The organism is Streptomyces sp. SPB162 (genome assembly GCF_029504575.1).
Lineage (GTDB): Bacteria > Actinomycetota > Actinomycetes > Streptomycetales > Streptomycetaceae > Actinacidiphila.
In genome coordinates this window covers 2598664-2620876 of the sequence record NZ_JAQFII010000001.1, presented here as the reverse complement: position 1 = coordinate 2620876, position 22213 = coordinate 2598664, and the positions used below count along the sequence as shown (strand labels likewise).

17 protein-coding genes and 3 pseudogenes are annotated in these 22213 nt (G+C 70.4%); 13 read left to right on the top strand and 7 right to left on the bottom strand.

What is annotated here, in order from left to right:
* Window positions 1-29 precede the first annotated feature (29 nt).
* From M2266_RS12075 to M2266_RS12060, 4 genes and pseudogenes are all read left to right on the top strand, one after another.
* The gene (locus tag M2266_RS12075) at window positions 30-3023 is read left to right on the top strand and encodes a DUF499 domain-containing protein (RefSeq protein ID WP_277438204.1); all 2994 of its coding nucleotides are present in this window, start codon (window positions 30-32) and stop codon (window positions 3021-3023) included.
* 431 nt (window positions 3024-3454) lie between these two features.
* Window positions 3455-4060, top strand: a pseudogene (locus tag M2266_RS12070) (ComEC/Rec2 family competence protein); the annotation flags it as partial.
* Between the two features lie 43 nt (window positions 4061-4103).
* The gene (locus tag M2266_RS12065; protein ID WP_277438203.1) at window positions 4104-4727 is read left to right on the top strand and encodes a helix-turn-helix domain-containing protein; all 624 of its coding nucleotides are present in this window, start codon (window positions 4104-4106) and stop codon (window positions 4725-4727) included.
* A 2-nt stretch (window positions 4728-4729) separates the two neighbouring features.
* Window positions 4730-6010, top strand: coding sequence for an MFS transporter (locus M2266_RS12060; RefSeq protein ID WP_277438202.1), 1281 nt, complete (start codon window positions 4730-4732; stop codon window positions 6008-6010).
* Between the two features lie 10 nt (window positions 6011-6020).
* Here the strand turns inward: M2266_RS12060 and M2266_RS12055 are convergent.
* Window positions 6021-7389: pseudogene (locus M2266_RS12055) on the bottom strand (APC family permease).
* Here M2266_RS12055 and M2266_RS12050 point away from each other — a divergent pair.
* Window positions 7328-7495, top strand: a complete 168-nt coding sequence (locus tag M2266_RS12050; protein ID WP_277441425.1) for a hypothetical protein — start codon at window positions 7328-7330, stop codon at window positions 7493-7495. The pseudogene M2266_RS12055 and the gene M2266_RS12050 overlap by 62 nt on opposite strands.
* Before the next feature lie 285 nt (window positions 7496-7780).
* Here the strand turns inward: M2266_RS12050 and M2266_RS12045 are convergent, their stop codons facing one another.
* Window positions 7781-8032, bottom strand: coding sequence for a hypothetical protein (locus tag M2266_RS12045; RefSeq protein WP_277438201.1), 252 nt, complete (start codon window positions 8030-8032; stop codon window positions 7781-7783).
* A 57-nt stretch (window positions 8033-8089) separates the two neighbouring features.
* Here M2266_RS12045 and holA point away from each other — a divergent pair, with 57 nt between their 5' ends.
* Window positions 8090-9076 carry a DNA polymerase III subunit delta gene (holA, locus tag M2266_RS12040; protein WP_277438200.1) on the top strand — a complete coding sequence of 329 codons (987 nt, stop codon included), beginning with the start codon at window positions 8090-8092 and terminating at the stop codon, window positions 9074-9076.
* A gap of 36 nt (window positions 9077-9112) precedes the next feature.
* Here holA and M2266_RS12035 read toward each other — a convergent pair whose 3' ends face one another.
* Together M2266_RS12035 and rpsT are read right to left on the bottom strand one after the other, a co-directional pair.
* Window positions 9113-9970, bottom strand: coding sequence for a hypothetical protein (locus M2266_RS12035; RefSeq protein ID WP_277438199.1), 858 nt, complete (start codon window positions 9968-9970; stop codon window positions 9113-9115).
* 203 nt (window positions 9971-10173) lie between these two features.
* Window positions 10174-10440, bottom strand: a complete 267-nt coding sequence (rpsT, locus tag M2266_RS12030) for a 30S ribosomal protein S20 (RefSeq protein WP_277438198.1) — start codon at window positions 10438-10440, stop codon at window positions 10174-10176.
* Window positions 10441-10648: 208 nt separating this feature from the next.
* Between rpsT and lepA the strand changes: the two genes are divergently transcribed.
* Both lepA and M2266_RS12020 read left to right on the top strand, forming a co-directional pair.
* On the top strand, window positions 10649-12535 hold the full coding sequence (lepA, locus tag M2266_RS12025; RefSeq protein WP_277438197.1) for a translation elongation factor 4: 1887 nt from the start codon (window positions 10649-10651) through the stop codon (window positions 12533-12535).
* 242 nt (window positions 12536-12777) lie between these two features.
* Window positions 12778-14678: pseudogene (locus M2266_RS12020) on the top strand (AMP-dependent synthetase/ligase).
* A gap of 37 nt (window positions 14679-14715) precedes the next feature.
* Here M2266_RS12020 and M2266_RS12015 read toward each other — a convergent pair.
* Window positions 14716-15000 (bottom strand): hypothetical protein, encoded by a 285-nt coding sequence (locus tag M2266_RS12015; protein WP_277438196.1) that lies wholly within the window; start codon window positions 14998-15000, stop codon window positions 14716-14718.
* On the opposite strand from M2266_RS12015, the gene hemW reads away from it, so the two are divergent.
* Window positions 14999-16231 carry a radical SAM family heme chaperone HemW gene (gene hemW, locus M2266_RS12010; protein WP_277438195.1) on the top strand — a complete coding sequence of 411 codons (1233 nt, stop codon included), beginning with the start codon at window positions 14999-15001 and terminating at the stop codon, window positions 16229-16231. The genes M2266_RS12015 and hemW overlap by 2 nt on opposite strands.
* An 81-nt stretch (window positions 16232-16312) precedes the next feature.
* Here the strand turns inward: hemW and M2266_RS12005 are convergent, their stop codons facing one another.
* On the bottom strand, window positions 16313-17146 hold the full coding sequence (locus tag M2266_RS12005) for a DUF3097 domain-containing protein (protein WP_277438194.1): 834 nt from the start codon (window positions 17144-17146) through the stop codon (window positions 16313-16315).
* 38 nt (window positions 17147-17184) lie between these two features.
* Entirely contained in the window at window positions 17185-17910 is a 726-nt protein-coding gene (locus M2266_RS12000; RefSeq protein WP_277438193.1) for an MBL fold metallo-hydrolase, read from the bottom strand.
* Window positions 17911-18079: 169 nt separating this feature from the next.
* Between M2266_RS12000 and hrcA the strand changes: the two genes are divergently transcribed.
* From hrcA to M2266_RS11980, 4 genes are all read left to right on the top strand, one after another.
* Window positions 18080-19096 carry a heat-inducible transcriptional repressor HrcA gene (hrcA, locus tag M2266_RS11995; protein ID WP_277441168.1) on the top strand — a complete coding sequence of 339 codons (1017 nt, stop codon included), beginning with the start codon at window positions 18080-18082 and terminating at the stop codon, window positions 19094-19096.
* On the top strand, window positions 19097-20230 hold the full coding sequence (dnaJ, locus tag M2266_RS11990; protein ID WP_277438192.1) for a molecular chaperone DnaJ: 1134 nt from the start codon (window positions 19097-19099) through the stop codon (window positions 20228-20230).
* A 133-nt stretch (window positions 20231-20363) separates the two neighbouring features.
* Window positions 20364-21428: a nitronate monooxygenase gene (locus M2266_RS11985; protein WP_277438191.1), complete on the top strand. Its 1065-nt coding sequence runs from the start codon at window positions 20364-20366 to the stop codon at window positions 21426-21428.
* The gene (locus M2266_RS11980) at window positions 21425-22198 is read left to right on the top strand and encodes a 16S rRNA (uracil(1498)-N(3))-methyltransferase (protein ID WP_277438190.1); all 774 of its coding nucleotides are present in this window, start codon (window positions 21425-21427) and stop codon (window positions 22196-22198) included. The genes M2266_RS11985 and M2266_RS11980 overlap by 4 nt, the downstream gene beginning before the upstream one ends.
* Window positions 22199-22213 lie beyond the last annotated feature (15 nt).

The window sequence follows — 22213 nt, the reverse complement described above, 5'->3', positions numbered from 1 at the left end:
GACGAGCATCCAGGCCCAGGAGACCAGTAGTGACGACGAGCGTGACACCGTGGTGGAAGGCGCTGAAGATCCGCCAGGAGATCTTGAACGCCTCCGGCGAGATCGACGACATGCAAATGTCACTGTTCCGGGCCGTGCACGGCAGGGGCACGGACCGGCCGCCGTACGCCGATGCCGGCTACTACGGTGACATCACCCACCCCGCCGAGCGGCTGATCGACCTCCTCACCGAGATCGCGGTCCGGGTCGGGGGCGGTGACGACTACCTCAAGGCCAGGGCCGTCACCCGCCTTGACCAGGGCATGGGTGGCGGCAAGTCGCACGCGTGCATCGGCGCCTTCCACCTGGCCGCCCATCCCGAGGCCCTGCTGGCCACTGAGCTCGGCGAGAAGGTCGCCGAGCGGGCGAAGGCCAAGATGGGACGGCAGCTCGCCCATGACCTCGGGCGGCCTCACGTGCTTGTCTTGCCGTGCGACAACATGACCGCTGGCGCCGGGGTGCAGGAGCTCGACGGCCCGGCGGTCAGCCTCTACGAGCGCTTCCTGTGGCGGCTGTTCTCCGAGGACTACACCCTCTACCAACGTTACCGACCGTTCTGGAGCGACAAGCACAAGATTGCCGAGGCCATCCGGGCGGTGAACCGGCCCGTGCTGATCATCGTCGATGAGGTCCTCGACTACATCGGCAACGGGCTCGATGGCGCGAACAAGCCGGATCTCGCAGCTCAGGACATGGCCTTCTTGCGTGCTCTTCTCGACACGGTCAACGACGTACCCCACGTGGCCATGTTGATGGTGATGATCGCGTCAGACGTCGACAAGACCGCACTGTCAGCGGCGGCCAAGGAACGACGCGACGACCTGAACACCCTGCTCGAACGAAACGGGAAACCGGACACAGTCACCGAGGCAGGTGACTTCGCCGACATCCTGCGACGGCGACTCTTCGATACTGAGCCCGCCACCGAGGTCCTTTCCGCAACGGCCGCACTCTACGAGCCCGTGCTCAACGACAAGGGCTGGACCAAGCACGTCTGGGAGCAAATGGGCGCTGACTGGCGGCGTGACTGGCCTGCTGAGGTCGCAGCCTGCTATCCCTTCCACCCCATGCTGATGAGCGTGGCGAGGGAGGAATGGAGCAGGGTCACCGGATTCCAGCGCGTCCGATCGACGATTAAGATCTTCGCCGCCACGGTCTACGCCCTGCAGCAGCGGGGCAAAGCGGGAGGCTGGGTGCCGGCGCTCATCGGGCCGGGCGATGTCCCACTCTCAGAGGGGCCTGTCCGAGAAGCCCTCCTCGGCAGTGGTCTGGTCGAGGACGAACGCACGACCGCGAACTACCGGAGCCTGGCTGAGATCGAGATTATCAACCACGACGGCTCCTCAGGAACTGCGTGCCGACAGGACCTTGAGCGACCCAAGACCCCGTGGCACGAGGCCAACCCGCGCGCGGCCGAACGCGCGGCCACCTTCATCTTCCTAGCAAGCATTGTCGGCACCCTGCGCCCGGGACGCGGACGTGGTGCCAGCGCACCGGAGGTCAAGGCAGCCACCAGCGTCCCGGACACCAGCTACACGATCACCGACGCCGACAGTGTCGTCGACGAACTGGTCAACCCGGACCGTGGCATAAGTGCCCTCGACATCGTCCGCGGCCAGGGCAACAACAAGCCGGCCCGCTACTTCCTATCCACACGGCTCACTCACCGGATGCTGGTCAACAACATCCGGCGCACCATCACAGAATCCGAGCGGGACCAGGTCATCGCCGAGTTCGCCCAAAAACTGGCCAACAGCGGTCCATTCCGCGAGCTGAAATTCGTCCCCGCCGACCCCCAGCGCACCGCGACCGAAGTCATGGTCACCAGCGGCCTTGACACCGCGTACACGGCCCGGCTCATCGTGCTCGACCCCGCGCAGTTCAGCCTGCGTAACGGCATGGAAAAGCCCACCCTCGAAGCGTTGAACGTCGCGATGGGACTCGGACAGGGCGCCCAGCAGCTCCCCGTGCAGTGGGCCAGCAGCGCTGTCTATGCCGTAGTGAACACCCAGCGCCGCAGCCTGGTACGTGGCCTGGCCATCGAGTACGTAGCGAGACAAAGGGCCCTGGCCGCCCCTGAGGTGCAGAACGACAGCGAGCTCAAGTCGACCGGCACCAAGGAACTCGCCGCCGCGAAGGAGCAACTGGAAAAGGCCCTCAAGAGGGCCTACCAACACGTCGTCTTCCTGGCGCAGCCCGACCCGGACGGAGAGCGGTACCTCGACGAGGTCACCCACGACGACGACAACTTCACCGCGCTGAACGGCACCGCCGTCTGGAAGGCGCTGGCCGCTCGGGACAAGGTCTTCGACGTAGGGGAATTCACCCCCAGAGCCCTGCAGCACAATCTCCGCGAGCAGGACTACGGAAAGACCCTCTCCGACATTCGGGCCGCGTTCTACAGCGCCCCGCGGTTGCCCCTGCTCTACGGCGGCGATCGCGATCTCCAGCAAGCGATTTACGACGCCGTGAACGAAGGCCTGGTAAGCATCGTCGACGGCGCGGGCACGGAAGTCGCTGTCACCGCGCCCGGACAGGTCAACCTCGCAAGCACCAGCCTGCGGTTGGCGAAACCGCTACCCCAGGTGTGCCTGACATGCGGAGAGCAGGCCCATGAGGGCCAATGCACGGCAGGCAGCGAAACCTCACCCCCCAGTAACTCCCCACAAGACGGGACACCCAGCTCCGGCCCGTCGAACGGGTCAAAAGATCAGGAAGCTGGCGCCGGCCGTCCACACGGCGGCGCGACACCACCTGTTAAGGACCAGAAGGTGGCTTTTTCGTTCACCAGTAACCTGCTGGCCAGCAGCGAGGGCGCCGACGGGTTCGCCGCACTGTTCCGGGCGTTCTACATGGCCTTGGACGAGAGGCAAATCAGCTATCTGCAGGGCACGATCCAGATTGTGTTGCAGGCGGAGGCGGCCGAGCAGATCCAGCAGCGTCTCAACGACCTTGGGATCACAGCGACGTTCAAGGAAATCTAGGCGCCGGGTCTGGGACAGCATCCACCATTTGAGTGGCGGACGGGCTGACGGGTAGCACGGCTTCCGGTCCCAACCCCCGCGCCGCTACACGACGGATCATGCCGACCAATCACGGCCGGCCGTAGCGAATGGGCGAACAGGTGGAGAGTCCGCATCGGTAACCGGTGCGGACTCTCCTACGCCGCCGGGTCGGAAGTAGACAACGCCACCAGTCGTGCCCCGGACGAGAGCCTGACCATCAGCTGCATCGGGCGTCTACCCCTCGTGCAGGCAGCCGCCAATGCGTGATCTACGTCACTGGCTGCGGAATGCCGCAGTGTCTCATCAAGGCCGTACACCCATCGGCGCTGGCCGCCCAACGTTCGGGTGCGGCCTTCGTAGGGCCGGATGTCTTGTGTCTCATGAGACATGCGAAATATGGAGAACAGAACCACGCGGATCACGTGGACGGACTCGCGGGGGTGCTGCGCGGCCGCCAGGTCGGCGCGATCGAGACCACGACGCTGGACGAACCGTCGGAGCAGGCGGCCTTCGTCCGCAGACAGGCGGCGGCCGCGCGGATCCCGGTGGTCCGCGCGGCGGCGGGGGAGCGGCGCAGGCTGGGCGGTCTGGAGTGGCAGCTGCTCTGGCCACCCGCGACGCCGGGAGCCCTGCCGGACAACGGCCCGAACGACGCCAGCGTCGTCCTGCTCGTCCGTACGGCGGGGCTGACATTCCTCCTGCTCGGCGATCTGGAGCCGCCGGCCCAGCGGCAGTTGCTGGCGACCGTGCCCGAACTGCCCCGGGTGGATGTTCTGAAGGTCGCGCACCATGGTTCGGCCTACCAGGACCCGGCCCTCCTCTCCCGGCTCAGACCGCGCCTGGCACTCATCTCGTGCGGCGCGGACAACCCCTACGGCCACCCGGCCCCGCGCACTCTCTCGGCGCTGCGCGCCCAGGGCGCGCGGGTGCTGCGCACGGACACCGACGGGACGATCGCCGTGACGGGGGACCGTGCGGACGCTCTCCGGGCCACGCTGGTGGGGAGGGCTATGTAAAGACTTCGTTGTAAAGACTTCTTTCTAAAGCTATCTTTACATCATGACCGAGAGGCAGATACAGCTCACCGACCCGCGCGCTCTGCGGGCCTACGCCCACCCGACGCGGATGAGGCTCACCGGCCTGCTCCGCAGGGAAGGCCCGTTCACCGCGACGAGGGCCGCCGAGCTGACGGGGGAGTCCGTCGCCAGCTGTTCCTACCATCTGCGGGTGCTGGCCAAGTTCGGGCTGGTCGAGGAGGCGGAGGGCGGTCACGGCCGGCAGAAGCCGTGGCGGGCCACGGCGCGCTTCACGGAGTGGCCCGGCTACTCGGACGACCCGGCGGTGGCGGAGGCGGCGGACGCGCTCACCGTCGCCGTCGCCGAGAACTACTTCCAGAAGATGACCAGGGCGCTGCGGACCCGCGGGGAACTGTCGCGTGCCTGGCAGGAGGCGGAGCAGTTCGGCGACACCTCGCTGTACCTGACGCCCGAGGAGCTGACCCGGCTGGGCGCGAAGGTGGACGAGCTGCTGGAGACGTTCGCGGACCGCGACACGGATCCCGCGCTCCGTCCCGAGGGCGCGCAGCGCGTCGCCTTTCTGCGGATCGCCGTTCTGGACCGGGCGCCCGCCGCCCCCGCCGAGAGCCCCACCCCGGAGAACACCCAGGAAGCCGCCGAGGAGTAGTCATGAACGTCGCCGAGCGCGTGCCGGCTCTGTTGCGCGAACGCCCGTTCCGCCGGTACTGGACCGGCCAGACCGTCTCGCTCTTCGGCGACCAGGTGTCGTTCCTCGCGATACCGCTCGCGGCCGTCCTCGTGCTGCACGCGGACGCGGCGCAGATGGGCTGGCTCTCGGCGGCGGGCCTGCTGCCGGCGTTGCTCTTCTCGCTGCCCGCGGGTGCGTGGTCCGACCGGCGGGGCGACCGGCGGCGCATCATGATCGCGGCCGACCTGGCCCGCGCCGCGTTGATGTTCTCGCTGCCCGCCGCCTACGCCCTGGACGCGCTGACCCTCACCCACCTCTACGCGGTCGCCTTCGCCGTGGGCGCCTGCGGCGTCGCCTTCGACGTCTGCAACGCCACGCTCTTCGTCTCCCTCGTGCGGCCCGGCCAGTACGTGGACGGCAACGCCCTCGTCAACGGGAGCCGGGCCTTCTCCTTCGTGGCCGGACCGAGCGTGGGAGGTCTGCTGGTGCAGATACTCGCCGCGCCGCTCACGCTTCTCCTCGACGCCGTCTCGTATCTCGTCTCCGCCGGCTACCTGGCGCGCATCTCCCCGGTGGAACCACCCGCAGCCGAGGTGGAGAAGGGGCAGTTCACCGCCGGGCTGCGGTTCGTCGCGCGCTCGCGCGTCCTGCGCCCGCTGCTGGCCGCCGCCGCGACCGTGAACTTCTTCAACTTCGTCTTCCACACCATCGTCGTGCTCTACGCGGTCGGAGAACTCGGCCTGAACGCGGGCGTGCTGGGGCTGGTGATCGGTGCCGGCGCGGTCGGCGGACTCATCGGTGCGGCGCTCAGCGGCCGGATCGTACGGCGGATCGGGATCGGCCCCGCGGTCGTCCTCGGTTTCGCGGTCTTCCCCACCCCGCTGATCCTGGTGCCGCTGGCCGGCGGACCCACCCCGCTGATCCTCGCCCTGCTCTTCCTCGCCGAGTTCCTCTCCGGATTCGGGGTGATGGTGCTGGACATAGCCAGCGGCTCGCTGCAGAGCGCCGTCGTCCCCGACCGTGTGCGGGCCCGGGTGGCCGGGGCCTTCCGCATGCTCAACCACGGCATCCGCCCGCTCGGCGCCCTCGCGGGCGGCGTGCTCGGCACGACCCTCGGGCTGCGGCCCACGCTGTGGATCGCCACCGCCGGCGGGATGCTGTGCGTCCTGTGGCTGCTGCCCTCGCCGGTGCCCCGGATACGCGAACTCCCGGACCAGGAGGAGATCCCGGCCCGGGAGGCCACAGTGTGGGAGCCGGCGTGACCCGGCGCGGTCAGACGGCTGTGCGCGTCACCGGTTCGTCGTCCAGGCCGAGCTGCTCCTCCGGCACCGTGATCACCCAGCGGGTGTCCTGCCGGGGCCGCAGGTAGAGGAGCCAGTACAGGCAGGCGACGGCCACGATGCCGCCGGTGATCGCGAGGTCCTTGATCTCCTGCACGTACAGGACGTAGGCCATCACCAGGACCAGTACCGCCGGGATCACCGGCCACAGCGGCATCCGCCACGCGGGCCGCGACTTGTGGCTGCCGCGCCGGGAGGCGAGGGCGCCGATCGCGACCAGCAGGTACATGCCGGCCACCGCGACCCCGGTGACGTTGGTGAGGGTGTCCAGCGGCGCGAAGCAGAGCGCCGCGCCCGGCACGCCGACCGCGAGGGTGGCGACCCACGGGGAGCCGAACCGGCCGCTCAGGGTGGAGAACGCCTTGTTGACCGGTCGCGGCCAGGCGCGGTCGCGGGCCGAGGCGTAGAGCACCCGGGAGTTCTGGATGACCATGACGATGCCCGCGTTGATGATCGCCAGCGCGATACACAGGCTGACGAACGTCCCTACCGCGGAGTTGCTCCAGGCCTTCACCATCGCCGAGAGGTTGCCCTCGGTCAGGGTCTGCATGTCGGGCGCGCCCAGCGTGATCGCGATGGTGGGGACGATGACGACCACGGCGCCGATGCCCAGCGTCCACAGCACCGTCCGCGAGACGTTCCGGCGCGGGTTCTCCATCTCCTCGGACAGGTACACCGCCGTGCTGAAGCCCTGCAGCACGAAGAGCGCGACCGCCAGCCCCGCGATGATCGCGCCGCCGTGCAGAGCCGCGGTGACCGGGCTGCCCGGGGCGCCGCCGGTCGCCTCGACGACCGGGTGGATCAGCGTGGACGCCGGGCGGGAGGAGTGCGAGAAGCCGAGCACGGCGACCACGCCGGCCGCGATGACCTCCAGGACCAGGAAGACGCCGGTGATCCACGCGTTCGCCCGCAGGTCGAGCAGGCCCATGACGGTGGCGAGCAGCATGACGCCCGCGCCCGCCAGCTGGCCGTCGATGTGCATGATCGGTTCGAGGTACTCGCCGGTTGCCGAGCGCGATGATCGGCGGCACGATCATCACCACGATCAGCGACAGGATGAAGACGATCCAGCCCGCCAGCCGTCCGATCAGCGTCCCGACCATGGCGTACTCGCCACCCGCGCTCGGGATGAGGGTTCCCAGCTCGGAGTAGCAGAAAGCCACCGCGACGCACAGGACGGCCGCGATCACGATCGTCAGCGCCGTCCCGGTGCCCAGGTCCCCGAAGAGGCCCGGCACGATGACGAAGAGCGACGAGGCGGGCGTCAGGCAGGAGAGCGTCAGCAGCGTGCCGCCGACCACGCCGATGGACCGGGTGAGGGCCTTCGGCGGGGTGACGGGCGGCGCGATGGGGGAGTGCGGAGGACGCAGCGTGTCAGTCATGCGGGGTCCGATCGGATGGTGCTGAGGGGGCTTACCGCCTCCGGTCCAGGACAAATCGAAGCGGAACGGCCGCTTCATCCCCGGCATCAAACCCCGCGCGCCAAGAACGCGTCAAGGGATTCAGAACAACGAAATCCGTCGTCTATATCGTCGTTCCATGGTGTATGCGAAGCAGTGAATCACCTGATCTATCGACCTCGACAGATTCTGGTGGGAGCGGCCACGGCCCGTCGCGCGTCAGAACCCCGTCGCCCAACTCGGCCACGGCGCCCCGTGCCTGGGGCGCGGGCGGCTGGATCCAACGGCGCGACTACGTGCGGGGCTGTTCGCGCCAGCCGTCGAATTCCTCCGCCAGGGCGTGCAGGGCGGCGCCTTCGAGCCGACCCTCCTCGTCCTCCACCACGACCAGCCACTGGGCGTCCTCGGCGTCGTCCTCGCCCGCCAGGGCATCGCGGACGAGCTGCGGTTCGAAGGGGAGGCCGAAACGCTCCACGGCCGCTTCGGCGGCCTCCTCCGCGGCATCGCGGTCCGGCAGCACCAGGACATGTCGTACGTCGCTCACCGGACCATTCTCCGCCATGGCCGGCACTGTCGGTGCCCCGTGGGATGCTGGTCCGCGATGGCCAGGAAGAGTTCCCCAGACGATCTGCTCGCTCCGCTCACGCTCGCCGTGGGCCAAGAGGACCTGCTGCTCGACCGCGCCGTGCGCGAGGTGATCGTGGCGGCGCGCGCCGCCGACGCCGACACCGACGTGCGCGACCTCGCGCCCGGGACGCTGCAGCCCGGCACCCTCGCCGAGCTGACCAGCCCCTCGCTCTTCGCCGAGCGCAAAGTCGTCATCGTGCGTGAGGCCCAGGACCTCGGCGCGGACACGATCAAGGATGTCAAGGCGTACCTGGACGCGCCGGCCGAGGAGATCACCCTCGTGCTGCTGCACGCCGGCGCCGCCAAGGGCAAAGCCCTGCTGGACGCGGCCCGCAAGGCGGGGGCCCGCGAGGTCGCCTGCCCCAAGATGACCAAGCCGGCCGACCGGCTGGCGTTCGTGCGGGGCGAATTCCGCACCCTGGGCCGCTCCGCGACCCCTGAGGCCACCCAGACGCTGGTCGACGCCATCGGCAGCGACCTGCGCGAGCTGGCCAGCGCCGCCGCCCAGCTCGTCGCCGACGTCGAGGGCACCATCGACGAGGCCGTCGTCGCCCGCTACTACACCGGCCGCGCCGAGGCCACCGGCTTCGAGGTCGCCGACTTCGCCGTCACCGGCCGGACCGCGGAGGCGCTGGAGCGGCTGCGCTGGGCCCTCTCGGTGGGCCAGCCGCTGCCCGGCATCACCTTCGCCCTCGCCTCGGGCGTGCGCGCCATCGGCAAGCTCGCCTCCGCCCCCCGCGGCGCCAACCCCGGCCAGCTCGCCCGCGACCTGGGCATGCCCCCGTGGAAGATCGACCGGGTGCGCCAGCAGATGCGCGGCTGGACCGGGGACGGGGTCTCCGCCGCGCTGCGCGCCGTCGCCGAGGCGGACGCCGCGGTCAAGGGCGGCAGCGCGGACCCGGCGTACGCGCTGGAGAAGGCCGTCGTGGCCGTGGCCCGAGCCGCCCGCGCCCGCTCATAGCGTCGCGGACGGCCCACCGGACCCCTGCGGACGCCCTCAGTTCTTCAGCTTGGCCAGCGTCGCCGTCGTGGAGCTCTTCACCCACCCGGTGACCTCGCTCACCGACGGCGGGCTCTTGTCCTTGTCGAGCGAGGACAGGTACATGCTCCAGGCCATCTGATATGTCATCCAGCCGTCCCGCACGGCCAGCGTCACCGAGCGCGATCCGGATGAGCCGCTGATGGTGTCCTCGGTGATCAGATACGCCTCGTCACCGAAACCGGTGATCTTCTCGGCCTTGTAGTCGCCCTTGCGCTGCGTGTAGCTCTCCCACCGCGCCACGAACTCGGCCGACGGGTCGGTCTTCTTGTGCAGCTGCACGGTGGTGGACAGGTACGCGTCCGCGTACGTCGACCCCGTCGCCTTCAGGTCCATGTCGCAGTACATGTCGTCCAGCGCGTCGTGCTTGAGCGTGTACGTCGTCGGGGAGCTGTCGCTCTCCGGGTACTTGCCCTTGAAGGCCGAGACCTCGGCGGCCGTGCAGACGTCGGACTGGACCTTGTACCCCTTGAGGTCGGCGGTCGCGCCGCTGTCGTCCTTGCCGCCGAGCAGGAGCAGCCCGCCGCCCCAGAGCGCGGACGCGACCACCGCGCCGACGGCCGCCCACAGCACGGCCTTCCCGGCGCCCGAACCACCGCCGGGCGGCGGCGGGGGCATCTGCGGTATCTGCGGCGGCATCTGCGGTCCGTAGTAGGACCCCGGCTGACCCGGCTGTTGCGGTACCTGCTGCGGCACCGGTTGCGCGTAGGGGTTCTGCTGGGCCGGGACGGGCGGCCCGAAGCCCGGCGAGGGCTGCGCGGCGGACTGCGGACCCGGGTACGGATAGGCGCTCGGCTGATCAGGCGGCGTCGACATGCCGTGAAATATATGGCAACGCCGAAGGCCCCGCTGCCGTCCCGTGAGGATGGCTGCGGGGCCTTCGGATGGAGCTGTGCGCCGCACCCGCGTGGCGAACGACCGAGCGCGGCGGCGATGTCTTTCGGTTGCCGGACCGGGCGGTAGAGGGGCCGCTGGTTCCGTTTCCGGCGAAGTGGGGCCCAGGGGCCCCGGTCAAACGGTCAGGCCTTGATCGAGGCGACCTTGTGAGCCAGCGCGGACTTCTTGTTCGCGGCCTGGTTCTTGTGGATGACGCCCTTGCTGACGGCCTTGTCAAGCTTCTGCGCGGCCACGCGGTTGGCGGCGGTGGCCTTCTCGACGTCACCGGAAGCCGCGGCCTCGCGGGCCTTGCGGATCGCGGTCTTGAGGGAGGACTTGACCGCCTTGTTGCGCAGGCGCGCCTTCTCGTTGGTCTTGTTCCGCTTGATCTGGGACTTGATGTTCGCCACGAAAGAGCCTTCTCAGGTTCGGGTACTTTGCATTAACACTTGACTGAGCGCCTCGGGTCACAGGGCACGAGGCACAGTGCTCCAGGCTACCAGCCGCCCGCATGACCTCCCAAACCGGTCCCAGGCCTCCAGTCATGGGACGATGGGGGTCAACGTATCGATCCGCCTACAGACGTCAGACGTCAAGCGTCGAGAAACAGGACCCTGCGTGCCCGCGACCCCGACCAATGTTCCGCAGCCGAGCCGTACCGACCCGGCGCTGATCCGTAACTTCTGCATCATCGCGCACATCGACCATGGCAAGTCGACGCTCGCCGACCGGATGCTCCAGCTGACCGGCGTGGTCGATCCGCGGCAGATGCGTGCCCAGTATCTCGACCGCATGGACATCGAACGTGAGCGTGGCATCACGATCAAGTCCCAGGCGGTCCGGCTGCCCTGGGCGCCCACCGACGGCGACGCCACGGCCCCGACCCACATCCTGAACATGATCGACACGCCGGGCCACGTGGACTTCACGTACGAGGTCTCGCGCTCGCTCGCCGCCTGTGAGGGCACGGTCCTGCTCGTCGACGCGGCCCAGGGCATCGAGGCGCAGACCCTCGCCAACCTGTACCTGGCGCTGGAGAACGACCTCACGATCATCCCGGTGCTCAACAAGATCGACCTGCCGGCCGCCCAGCCGGAGAAGTTCGCCGAGGAACTGGCGCACATCATCGGCTGCGACCCGGCCGATGTGCTCAAGGTCTCGGCGAAGACCGGCCTCGGCGTGGCCGATCTGCTCAACGAGGTCGTGCAGAAGGTGCCGGCTCCGGTCGGCGCCAACATCGCCGACGCCCCGGCCCGCGCGATGATCTTCGACTCGGTCTACGACTCCTACCGCGGCGTGGTCACGTACGTGCGGGTCGTCGACGGCGAGCTCAAGAAGCGCGAGCGCATCCAGATGATGTCGACCGGCGCGACCCACGAGCTGCTGGAGATCGGCATCTCCGGTCCGGAGATGACGCCCGCCGACGGCCTCGGGGTCGGTGAGGTCGGCTACATCATCACCGGCGTCAAGGACGTCAGGCAGTCCAGGGTCGGTGACACGATCACCTCGCAGTCCAAGGGCGCCACCGTGGCCCTGGGGGGCTACAAGGACCCCAAGCCGATGGTGTTCTCCGGCCTGTACCCGCTGGACGGATCGGACTACCCGGAGCTGCGCGAGGCGCTGGACAAGCTCCAGCTCAACGACGCCGCGCTGGTCTACGAGCCCGAGACGTCGGCCGCGCTGGGCTTCGGCTTCCGTGTCGGCTTCCTCGGCCTGCTGCACCTGGACGTGGTCCGCGAGCGGCTGGAGCGCGAGTTCGGCCTGGAGCTGATCGCCACCGCGCCGAACGTGGTCTACCGCGTGGTGATGGAGGACCGCTCCGAGCACATCGTCACCAACCCGAGCGAGTTCCCCGAGGGCAAGATCACCTCGGTGTACGAGCCGATGGTGAAGTCGACCATCCTCGCGCCCAACGAGTTCGTCGGCGCGATCATGGAGCTCTGCCAGTCCCGCCGCGGCTCGCTGCTCGGTATGGACTACCTCTCGGCGGACCGCGTCGAGCTGCGCTACGACCTGCCGATGGCCGAGATCGTCTTCGACTTCTTCGACAACCTGAAGTCGAAGACGCGCGGCTACGCGTCGCTGGACTACGAGCCCAAGGGTGAGCAGACCGCCGACCTGGTCAAGGTCGACATCCTGCTGCACCACGACAAGGTGGACGCGTTCTCCGCCATCCTGCACAAGGACAAGGCGTACGCGTACGGCGTCCGGATGGTCGACAAGCTGCGCAAGCTCATCCCGCGGCAGAACTTCGAGATCCCGATCCAGGCCGCGGTCGGCAGCCGGGTCATCGCCCGTGAGACGGTGCGCGCGATCCGCAAGGACGTGCTCGCCAAGTGCTACGGCGGCGACATCTCCCGTAAGCGCAAGCTGCTGGAGAAGCAGAAGGAAGGCAAGAAGCGGATGAAGATGGTCGGCAGCGTGGAGGTCCCGCAGGAGGCCTTCATCGCGGTGCTGTCCACGGACTCCGACGGCGGCGGCAGCGAGAGCAAGGGCAAGAAGTAGTTCTTCGCGTCACATTCGGTGCCCAGGGCGCCCCTCCAAAACCGGAGGGGCGCCCTCCGTTTATCCGGGTGTGACCTCCACCTGCGACGGGTCAGAAGGGTGTACCAGGCACCTACTCGATTGGTTACGGTTGCAACGAGCGACCCGAAGCCCCTTACGCGCCGGGCGATGGGCCTCTACTCTGATCGCGACGCAGAGGTTACTGGTGAGTTAACAGAGCAGGCGCGGGCCCGGAGGATGTCGTGACAGAGACACAGACGTTGATCGAGACCCGACCGCCATCCGTGGCGACTCTCTTCCTCGAACGGGTGGAGTCGACCCCCGACGCGGAGGCGTACCGCTACCCCGTGATCGACGCGGCCGGCGGTCAGGACAGCTGGCGCTCGCTGACCTGGGGCCAGGCCTCGGGCCGGGTGTTCGCCATCGCGGCCGGGCTGATGGACCTGGGGGTCCGGCCCGAGGAGCGGGTGGCCATCGCCTCCGCGACCCGGGTCGAGTGGATCCTCGCCGACCTCGGGGTGCTGTGCGCGGGCGCGGCCACCACGACGGTCTACCCCAGCACCAACGCCGACGAGACGGCCTTCATCCTCGCCGACTCCGGCAGCCGCGTGCTGATCGCGGAGGACGCCGTACAGGTCGCCAAGGCCCGTGAGCGGCGGGCGGAGCTCCCCGAGCTGGCCCACGTGATCGTGATCGACGCCACCGGGGTCCAGGACGTCCAGGACGCCGACGGCTCCGGCGGTGACGGCTGGGTGCTCTCGCTCGCCGAGCTGGAACGGCGCGGCGCGGCGTACCTGGAGAAGCACCCCGAGGCGGTCCAGGACGCCGTCGGTGCCATCACCCGCGACCAGCTCGCGACGCTGATCTACACCTCGGGCACCACCGGCCGCCCCAAGGGCGTCCGGCTGCCGCACGACTGCTGGTCCTACATGGCCCGTGCGATCCAGTCGGTCGGCCTGCTCGACGAGGACGACGTCCAGTACCTGTGGCTGCCGCTGGCGCACGTCTTCGGCAAGGTGCTGACCGCCGGCCACATCACCATCGGCCACGTCACCGCGGTAGACGGCCGGGTCGACAAGATCATCACCAACCTCCCGCTGATCCAGCCGACCTACATGGCGGCCGTACCGAGGATCTTCGAGAAGGTCTACAACGGTGTGGCGGCCAAGGCCCGCGCCGGCGGCGGCGCCAAGTACAAGATCTTCAAGTGGGCGTCGGACGTCGCCCGCGAGTACGCCAAGGTCACCCAGAACAACCTGCGCCTCACCGGCAAGGCCACCGCGCCCTTCGGGCTCTCCACGAAGCACGCCGTCGCCGACAAGCTCGTCTACACCAAGATCCGCGAGGCGTTCGGCGGCCGGCTGCGGGCCTGCGTCTCCGGCTCCGCCGCGCTGGCGCCCGAGATCGGTTACTTCTTCTCCGGCGTCGGCATCCACATCCTGGAGGGGTACGGGCTCACCGAGTCCAGCGCCGCCAGCTTCGTCAACCCCGGTGAGTCCTACCGCACCGGCACCGTCGGCAAGCCGCTGCCCGGCCTCGAGGTCCGGATCGCGGAGGAGACGGCGAGATCATGCTGCGCGGCCCCGGCATCATGCAGGGCTACCACGGGCTGCCGGAGAAGACGGCCGAGGTCCTGGAGCCCGACGGCTGGTTCCACACCGGTGACATCGGAGAGTTGTCCGCGGACGGCTTCCTGACGATCACCGACCGCAAGAAGGACATCATCAAGAACTCGAACGGCAAGTACATCGCGCCCGCCGCGGTGGAAGGTCAGTTCAAGGCCGTCTGCCCGTTCGTCAGCAACGTCCTGGTGATCGGCGCGGACCGCAACTTCTGCACCGCGCTGCTCGCCCTGGACGAGCCGACGATCCTCGGCTGGGCCGCCGAGAACGGGCTCGAAGGCAAGAGCTACGCCGACGTCGTCGCCGCCCCGCAGACCCGCGAGATGATCGAGGGTTATGTGGCACGGGTCAACGAGGGGCTGCAGCGCTGGCAGGCGATCAAGCAGTTCCGCCTGCTGCCGCGCGACCTCGACGTCGAACACGGCGACCTGACCCCGAGCCTCAAGCTCAAGCGGCCGGTCGTCGAGCGCGAGTTCCAGTCGCTGATCGACGACATGTACGCGGGTTCCCGCGAGGCGTGAGCCCGGTCCGGACGGGAGCCGGCCGGCCGATCCACGATCAGCCGGCCGACTCCGGCCCGGAACCCGCGCGGAACGAGCGCTCCAGCTCCGGCGCCCGGCGGGCCGGCTCTAGGACATCGGGCCGGCCGTCCTGCGCGAGCCGCCGTTCGAGCCGACCCAGCCGCTCCACGATGTCCGTGAGCCGCTCCGGTTGGTACGCCGGCACGACCACGACGCCGCCCCGCTCGACGACGACCTGGTGATGCTCGTCCCGCGGGTGCAGGAGGCCCGCCGGCGGGCGGGTGGGACGAGCGCCTCCGCCGGGGGCGGACAATGGGGTCATGCCTTCCGTACTGCCTGATGGTGAGCCGATGCCCGAGGACGGGGCGCTGCCCGCGAGCTCGCTCGCCGGGGCGGCGGACCGGCCGCTGGGGTTCTACCTGCACGTCCCGTACTGCGCCACCCGCTGCGGCTACTGCGACTTCAACACCTACACCGCGAGCGAGCTGCGCGGCTCCGGCGGGGTCCTCGCCTCGCAGGAGAACTACACGGACCACCTCATCGGCGAGGTCCGGCTCGCCCGCAAGGTGCTCGGGGACGACCCGCGCCAGGTCGAGACGGTCTTCGTCGGCGGCGGCACGCCGACCCTGCTCCCGGCCGCCGACCTGGTCCGGATGCTGGCCGCGATCCGTGCCGAGTTCGGCTTCGCGCCCGGTGCGGAGATCTCCACGGAGGCCAACCCCGAATCGGTCGACCCGGCCTATCTGGCCGAACTGCGGGCCGGCGGGTTCAACCGCATCTCCTTCGGCATGCAGAGCGCGAAGCAGCACGTCCTGCAGATCCTGGACCGCAAACACACCCCGGGTCGCCCCGAGGCGTGCGTCGCCGAAGCCCGCGCCGCGGGGTTCGAGCACGTCAACCTCGACCTGATCTACGGCACGCCGGGGGAGTCGGACGACGACTGGCGGGCCTCCCTGGACGCGGCGATCGGCGCCGGACCCGACCACGTCTCCGCGTACGCCCTGATCGTCGAGGAGGGCACCCAGCTCGCGCGGCGCATCCGCCGGGGCGAGGTGCCGATGACCGACGACGACGTGCACGCCGACCGGTACCTGATCGCCGACGAACGGTTCGCCGCGGCCGGCTTCGACTGGTACGAGGTGTCGAACTGGGCCACGTCCGAGGCGGGCCGCTGCCGCCACAACGAGCTGTACTGGACCGGCGCCGACTGGTGGGGCGCGGGACCCGGTGCGCACAGCCACGTCGGCGGCGTCCGGTGGTGGAACGTCAAGCATCCGGGCGCGTACGCGCAGGCGCTGACCGAGGGGCGCAGCCCCGGAGCGGGACGCGAGCTGCTGGTGGCCGAGGACCGGCGCGTCGAGCGGATCCTGCTGGAGCTCAGGCTCTCGGCGGGGTGCCCGCTGGACCTGCTGGCGCCGGCCGGAGCCGCTGCCGCGGCGAAGGCGGTGACGGACGGCCTCCTGGAGGCCGGTCCTTACGCCGAGGGGCGGGCCGTTCTGACGCTGCGGGGGCGGTTGCTGGCCGACGCGGTCGTGCGGGACCTGGTCGACTGAGCGGGTCCGTTGCCCTGCGGGGCCCGGCCCCGCCCCTTCCCGAAACCGGGGGCGAGCCCCCGGGCCCCTCGCGCCGCGCGGTCAGGGGGCCGTGACGAAGTCGATCAGTTCTTCCACGCGGCCCAGCAGGATTGGCTCCAGGTCCTTGTACGTGCGCACCGACGCCAGGATCCGCTGCCAGGCCTCGCCCGTCGTCTCGCGCCAGCCCAGGGCCTCGCAGACGCCGGTCTTCCAGTCCTGGCCCCTCGGCACCGTGGGCCAGGCGGGGATGCCGACGGAGGAGGGCTTCACGGCCTCCCATACGTCGATGTAGGGGTGGCCGACGACGAGCACGTCCGCGACGTCCGCGACCTGGCTCACGAGGCGGGACTCCTTGGAGCCCGGCACCAGGTGGTCGACGAGGACGCCGAGCCGGGCATCCGGGCCCGGGGAGAACGCGTCGACGATCGCCGGCAGGTCGTCGATGCCCTCCAGGTACTCGACGACGATGCCCTCGACGCGCAGGTCGTGCCCCCAGACCCGCTCGACCAGCTCCGCGTCGTGCCGGCCCTCCACGTAGATCCGGCCGGCCCGCGCCACCCGGGCGCGGGCGCCGCGCACCGCGATCGAGCCCGACGCGGACAGCAGCGGCCCGCGCTGCGCGCCGGGGCCGCCGGTGCGCGGGCGGACGAGGGTGACGGTCCTGCCGTCGAGCAGGAAGCCGCGCGGCTCCATCGGGAAGACCCGGTGCTTGCCGAAGCGGTCCTCCAGCGTCACGGTCGGCCCCTGCGCCGTCTTCTCGCAGCGGACCACGGCCCCGCAGAAGCCGGTCGTGACCTCCTCCACCACCAGATCGGCCTCCGCCGCCACCTCGGGCGCGGGCACGCTCTTCTTCCACGGTGGGGTGAGGTCGGGGCCGTACTCTCTGCTGCGCATGGGGCGGATCGTACCCAGATCCTCGCGCGTCACCGGCGCTACGACGCGGCGAACCGGGCCGTCAGGGCGTCGCGTTGGGCGCGGACGAAGCGGGCGTCCACGGCGGCGCCGTGGCCGGGGACGTACACGGCGGTCCCGCCACCCACGGCCAGCAGCCGGTCGAGGGCGGCCGGCCAGCCGGCCGGGTCGGCGTCGGGGCCCGCCTGGGGTTCGCCGGACTCCTCGACCAGGTCGCCGCAGAAGACGACGGCCGGCGTGCCGGGCACGTGGACGGCCAGGTCGTGGGTGGTGTGGCCGGTGCCGGGGTGGAAGAGCGTGACCGTGCGGCCGCCGCCGAGGTCGAGTTCGTACGCCTCGTCGACGAGCCGGTCGGGACGCACCAGGGCGGCGGCCGCCTCGGCCGCCGGCCCGGGGCCGACGCCGTAGGCGACGGCGTCCTCGCGGAGCGCGTCGTGCCCGCGCGCCAGGCAGCCGTCGAGCGCCCGGTGCCCGTAGACCCGCACACCGCCGAAGGCGGCGGTGCCGAAGACGTGGTCGAAGTGGCCGTGGGTGAGGGCGATGTGCGTCACAGGGCGTCCGGTCAGCTCCAGCACCTGCAGCCGTAGTCGAGCGCCCTCCGCGACGGTGGAGCCGGTGTCGACGAGCAGGACGCCCTCGTCACCGACGACCAGGCCGATCGTGACGTCCAGGAAGGCAAGGCGACGGCGGGCGACGCCGGGAGCCAGGTGCTCCCAGCCGTCGGCGCCGGACTCAGCGGTATCCACGGGGCGACGCTATCGCCGGGAGGCCCCTCCCGCGCGCTACCCTGGCCGACCCTTGCCTGGGCCTTGCTACTCCGCCGTACACTGACTGCGGGGGATGCTGGCACTCGTGTCGAATGAGTGCCAGGCCACGGCAGTGCTGGCGCGAGATCTACGGCTGGAGGTGTGCGCGATGCTCAGCGAACGCAGACTCGAAGTCCTGCGCGCCATCGTCCAGGACTATGTGGGCACGGAGGAGCCGGTCGGCTCCAAGGCGCTCACCGAGCGCCATGGCCTGGGCGTTTCCCCGGCCACGGTGCGCAATGACATGGCGGCGCTGGAGGACGAGGGCTACATCCACCAGCCCCACACCAGCGCGGGCCGGATCCCTACGGACAAGGGGTACCGGCTGTTCGTCGACAAACTGGCCGGGGTGAAGCCGCTCACATCCGCCGAGCGGCGCGCGATCCAGAACTTCCTGGACGGCGCGGTGGACCTCGACGACGTGGTGGGCCGCACCGTACGGCTGCTCGCGCAGCTCACCCGGCAGGTCGCCGTCGTCCAGTACCCGTCCCTCACCCGCTCCTCGGTGCGGCACGTCGAGCTGCTGGCGCTGGCGCCCGCCCGGATCATGCTGGTCCTCATCACGGACACCGGGCGCGTCGAACAGCGGCTCATCGACTGCCCGGCGCCGGTGAGCGACACGCTGCTCGCCGACGTGCGGGCCCGGTTGAACGCCCGGGTGGTGGGCCGCCGGTTCGCGGACGTCCCGCCGCTGGTGGCGGATCTGCCGGACGGCTTCGAGTACGACGACCGGCCGTCCGTGTCGATCCTGCTGGCGACGCTGCTGGAGACGCTCGTCGAGGAGACCGAGGAGCGGATCATGCTCGGCGGCGCGGCGAACCTGACGCGCTTCAACCACGACTTTCCGTTGACGATCCGGCCCGTGATGGAGGCCCTTGAGGAGCAGATGGTGCTCCTCAAACTCCTCGGTGAGGCCAACGACTCGGGCATGACCGTGCGGATCGGGCATGAGAATTTTCACGAGGGCTTGAATTCCACATCCGTTGTGGCGGTCGGCTACGGTTCGGGCGACGAGGCAGTCGCCAAACTCGGTGTGGTCGGCCCGACCCGCATGGACTACCCCGGAACGATGGGAGCGGTACGCGCAGTGGCACGTTACGTCGGACAGATCCTCGCGGAGTCGTAAGTGGCCACGGACTATTACGCGGTCCTCGGCGTGCGTCGTGACGCCGGACAGGACGAGATCAAGAAGGCCTTCCGCCGCCTCGCGCGCGAGCTGCATCCGGACGTGAACCCGGATCCGAAGACCCAGGAGCGGTTCAAGGAGATCAACGCCGCGTACGAGGTGCTCTCGGACCCGGCGAAGAAGCAGGTCTACGACCTGGGCGGCGATCCGCTGTCGTCGCAGGGCGGGGCGGGCGCGGGCGGTTTCGGCGCCGGCTTCGGCAACTTCAGCGACATCATGGACGCGTTCTTCGGGCAGTCCCAGCAGCGCGGTCCGCGGTCGCGGACCCGGCGCGGCCAGGACGCGATGATCCGGCTGGACATCGAGCTGGACGAGGCCGCCTTCGGCACCACCAAGGACCTCCAGGTCGACACGGCGGTCACCTGCGGCACCTGCTCCGGCGAGGGCGCCGCGCCCGGCACGGCGGCGCAGACCTGCGACATGTGCCGCGGCCGCGGTGAGGTCTCGCAGGTCACCCGGTCCTTCCTGGGCCAGGTCATGACCTCGCGGCCGTGCCCGCAGTGCCAGGGCTTCGGCACCGTGGTGCCGACCCCGTGCCCGGAGTGCGCGGGCGACGGCCGCGTCAGGTCCCGCCGTACGCTCACCGTCAAGATCCCGGCGGGCGTCGACAACGGCACCCGCATCCAGCTGGCGGGCGAGGGCGAGGTCGGCCCCGGTGGCGGCCCCGCCGGCGACCTGTACGTGGAGATCCGGGAGCTCCCGCACCCGACCTTCCAGCGGCGCGGTGACGATCTGCACTGCACGGTGACCATCCCGATGACGGCGGCGTCCTTGGGCACGAAGTGCCCGCTGGAGACGCTCGACGGCATGGAGGAGATCGACGTCCGGCCCGGTACGCAGTCCGGCCAGTCGATCCCGCTGCACCAGCGCGGGGTGACCCATCTGCGCGGTGGCGGCCGCGGTGACCTGATCGTGCACGTCGAGGTCATCACGCCCAACAAGCTCGACGCCGCGCAGGAGGACCTGCTGCGGCAGCTGGCCAAGTTGCGCGGCGAGGAGCGGCCCACCGGTCACTTCCAGCCCGGCCAGCAGGGGCTGTTCTCCCGGTTGAAGGACGCTTTCAACGGCCGCTGAGGCCGCCGCCGGCGTCCGGAAGGGCGCCGGATCCTCCCCCGGCCGGGGGTGCCCCCGCCCAGCCTTCGGCCGGGGGTGCCTCCGCCGGGCGGGCCCGATCTGTTCGGGGCGCCCGGCGTGAAACGATGGGCGTATGTCCGCGTTGACCGATCTTTCGTCGTTCTCGGCGTTCCCGATCATCCAGGCGCCGATGGCCGGCGGTGGCTCCACCCCGCGGCTCGCCGCGGCCGTGAGCGACGCCGGCGGCCTGGGGTTCCTCGCCGCCGGCTACAAGACGCCGGAAGCGATGTACGAGGAGATCCGGCAGCTGCGCGACCTGACGTCGAACCCGTTCGGCGTGAACCTCTTCACGCCGCAGCCGGACACCGCCGACCGGTCCGCCATCGAGGTCTACGCCGAGCAGCTCGCGGGCGAGGCCGCCTGGTACTCCACCCCGCTCGGAGACCCCGAATCGGGGCAGGACGACGCGTACGACGCCAAGGTCGCGATACTGCTGGACAACCCGGTCCCGGTCGTCAGCTTCACGTTCGGCTGCCCTGACCGGCCGGTCTTCGACGCGTTCGCGAAGGTCGGAACGTACACCGTGGTGACCGTCACCACCCCCGCCGAGGCGCTCGCCGCCCAGTGGGCGGGCGCCGACGCGGTCTGCGTCCAGGGGACGGAGGCGGGCGGCCACCAGGGCACCCACCGGGACGACCCGGAGCTGGACCACGCCGGGTTCGGGCTGCTGTCGCTCGTCCCGCAGGTCCGCGACGCCGTCCAGCTGCCCGTCATCGCGGCGGGCGGGCTGATGCGCGGCAACCAGATCGCCGCCGTCCTGGCGGTGGGCGCGGACGCCGCGCAGTTGGGCACCGCGTTCCTCGTCTGTCCCGAGTCCGGGGCGAACGCGCTGCACAAGCGCGCCATCACCGATCCGGTCTACGCGCGCACCGAGTTGACCCGGGCGTTCTCCGGGCGGCCGGCGCGCGGGCTGGTCAACCGCTTCATGCGCGAGCACGGGCCGTACGCGCCCGCCGGGTATCCGCAGATCCACCATCTGACCGCCGGGATCCGCAAGGCGGCCGCGGCGGCCGGGGATCCACAGGCGATGGCGCTGTGGGCGGGACAGGGACACCGGCTGGCCCGCGAGCTGCCGGCGGCCGAACTCGTCGCCGTGCTCATGAAGGAACTCGACACAGCACGGAAGGCAGGCGGATGACCGCGCCGGTATTCATCGTCGATCCCGAGCAGCTGCGGAGGGCACGGGACGTGGGGGCAACCCCGGCGGGAGGTTGGGGGAAGATCGCGCTCTCCGGCGCCGAGGGGCGGCACGCGGTGTCCGTGCGCCGGCTCGCGGTCGGCGAGCCGATCGTCCTGACCGACGGCGAGGGCACGGGAGCGTACGGGGAGGTCGTCTCCGTCGAGGGCAAGGACCGGCTGGAGGTCGCGGTCTCGGAGCTGCGCACCGAACCGGCCCCGCGGCCGCGCATCACGGTCGTCCAGGCGCTGCCGAAGGGTGACCGCGGCGAGTTGGCCGTCGAGACGATGACGGAGACCGGCGTCGACGCGATCGTGCCGTGGGCGGCGTCCCGGTGCATCACCCAGTGGCGCGGCGAGCGCGGGGCCAAGGCGCTCGCCAAGTGGCGTTCCACGGCGCGGGAAGCGGCGAAGCAGTCACGGCGGCTGCGGTTCCCCGAGGTCACGGAGATGATGACGACCCGGCAACTGGCGGGGCTGCTCGGTGGGGCCGCGTTCACCGCGGTCCTGCACGAGGAGGGCTCCGCGCCGCTCGCCGACGCCGCACTGCCGTCCGAGGGCGACATCCTGCTCGTCGTCGGCCCGGAGGGCGGGGTCTCGCCCGACGAGCTCACCGCCTTCGCCGCCGCGGGGGCGAAGCCGTACCGGCTGGGCGCGACGGTGCTGCGGACCTCCACCGCCGGGGTCGCCGCCACCGCGCTGCTGCTGGGGCGCACCGGCCGCTGGTCCTGAGCGCGGGCTCCTCCG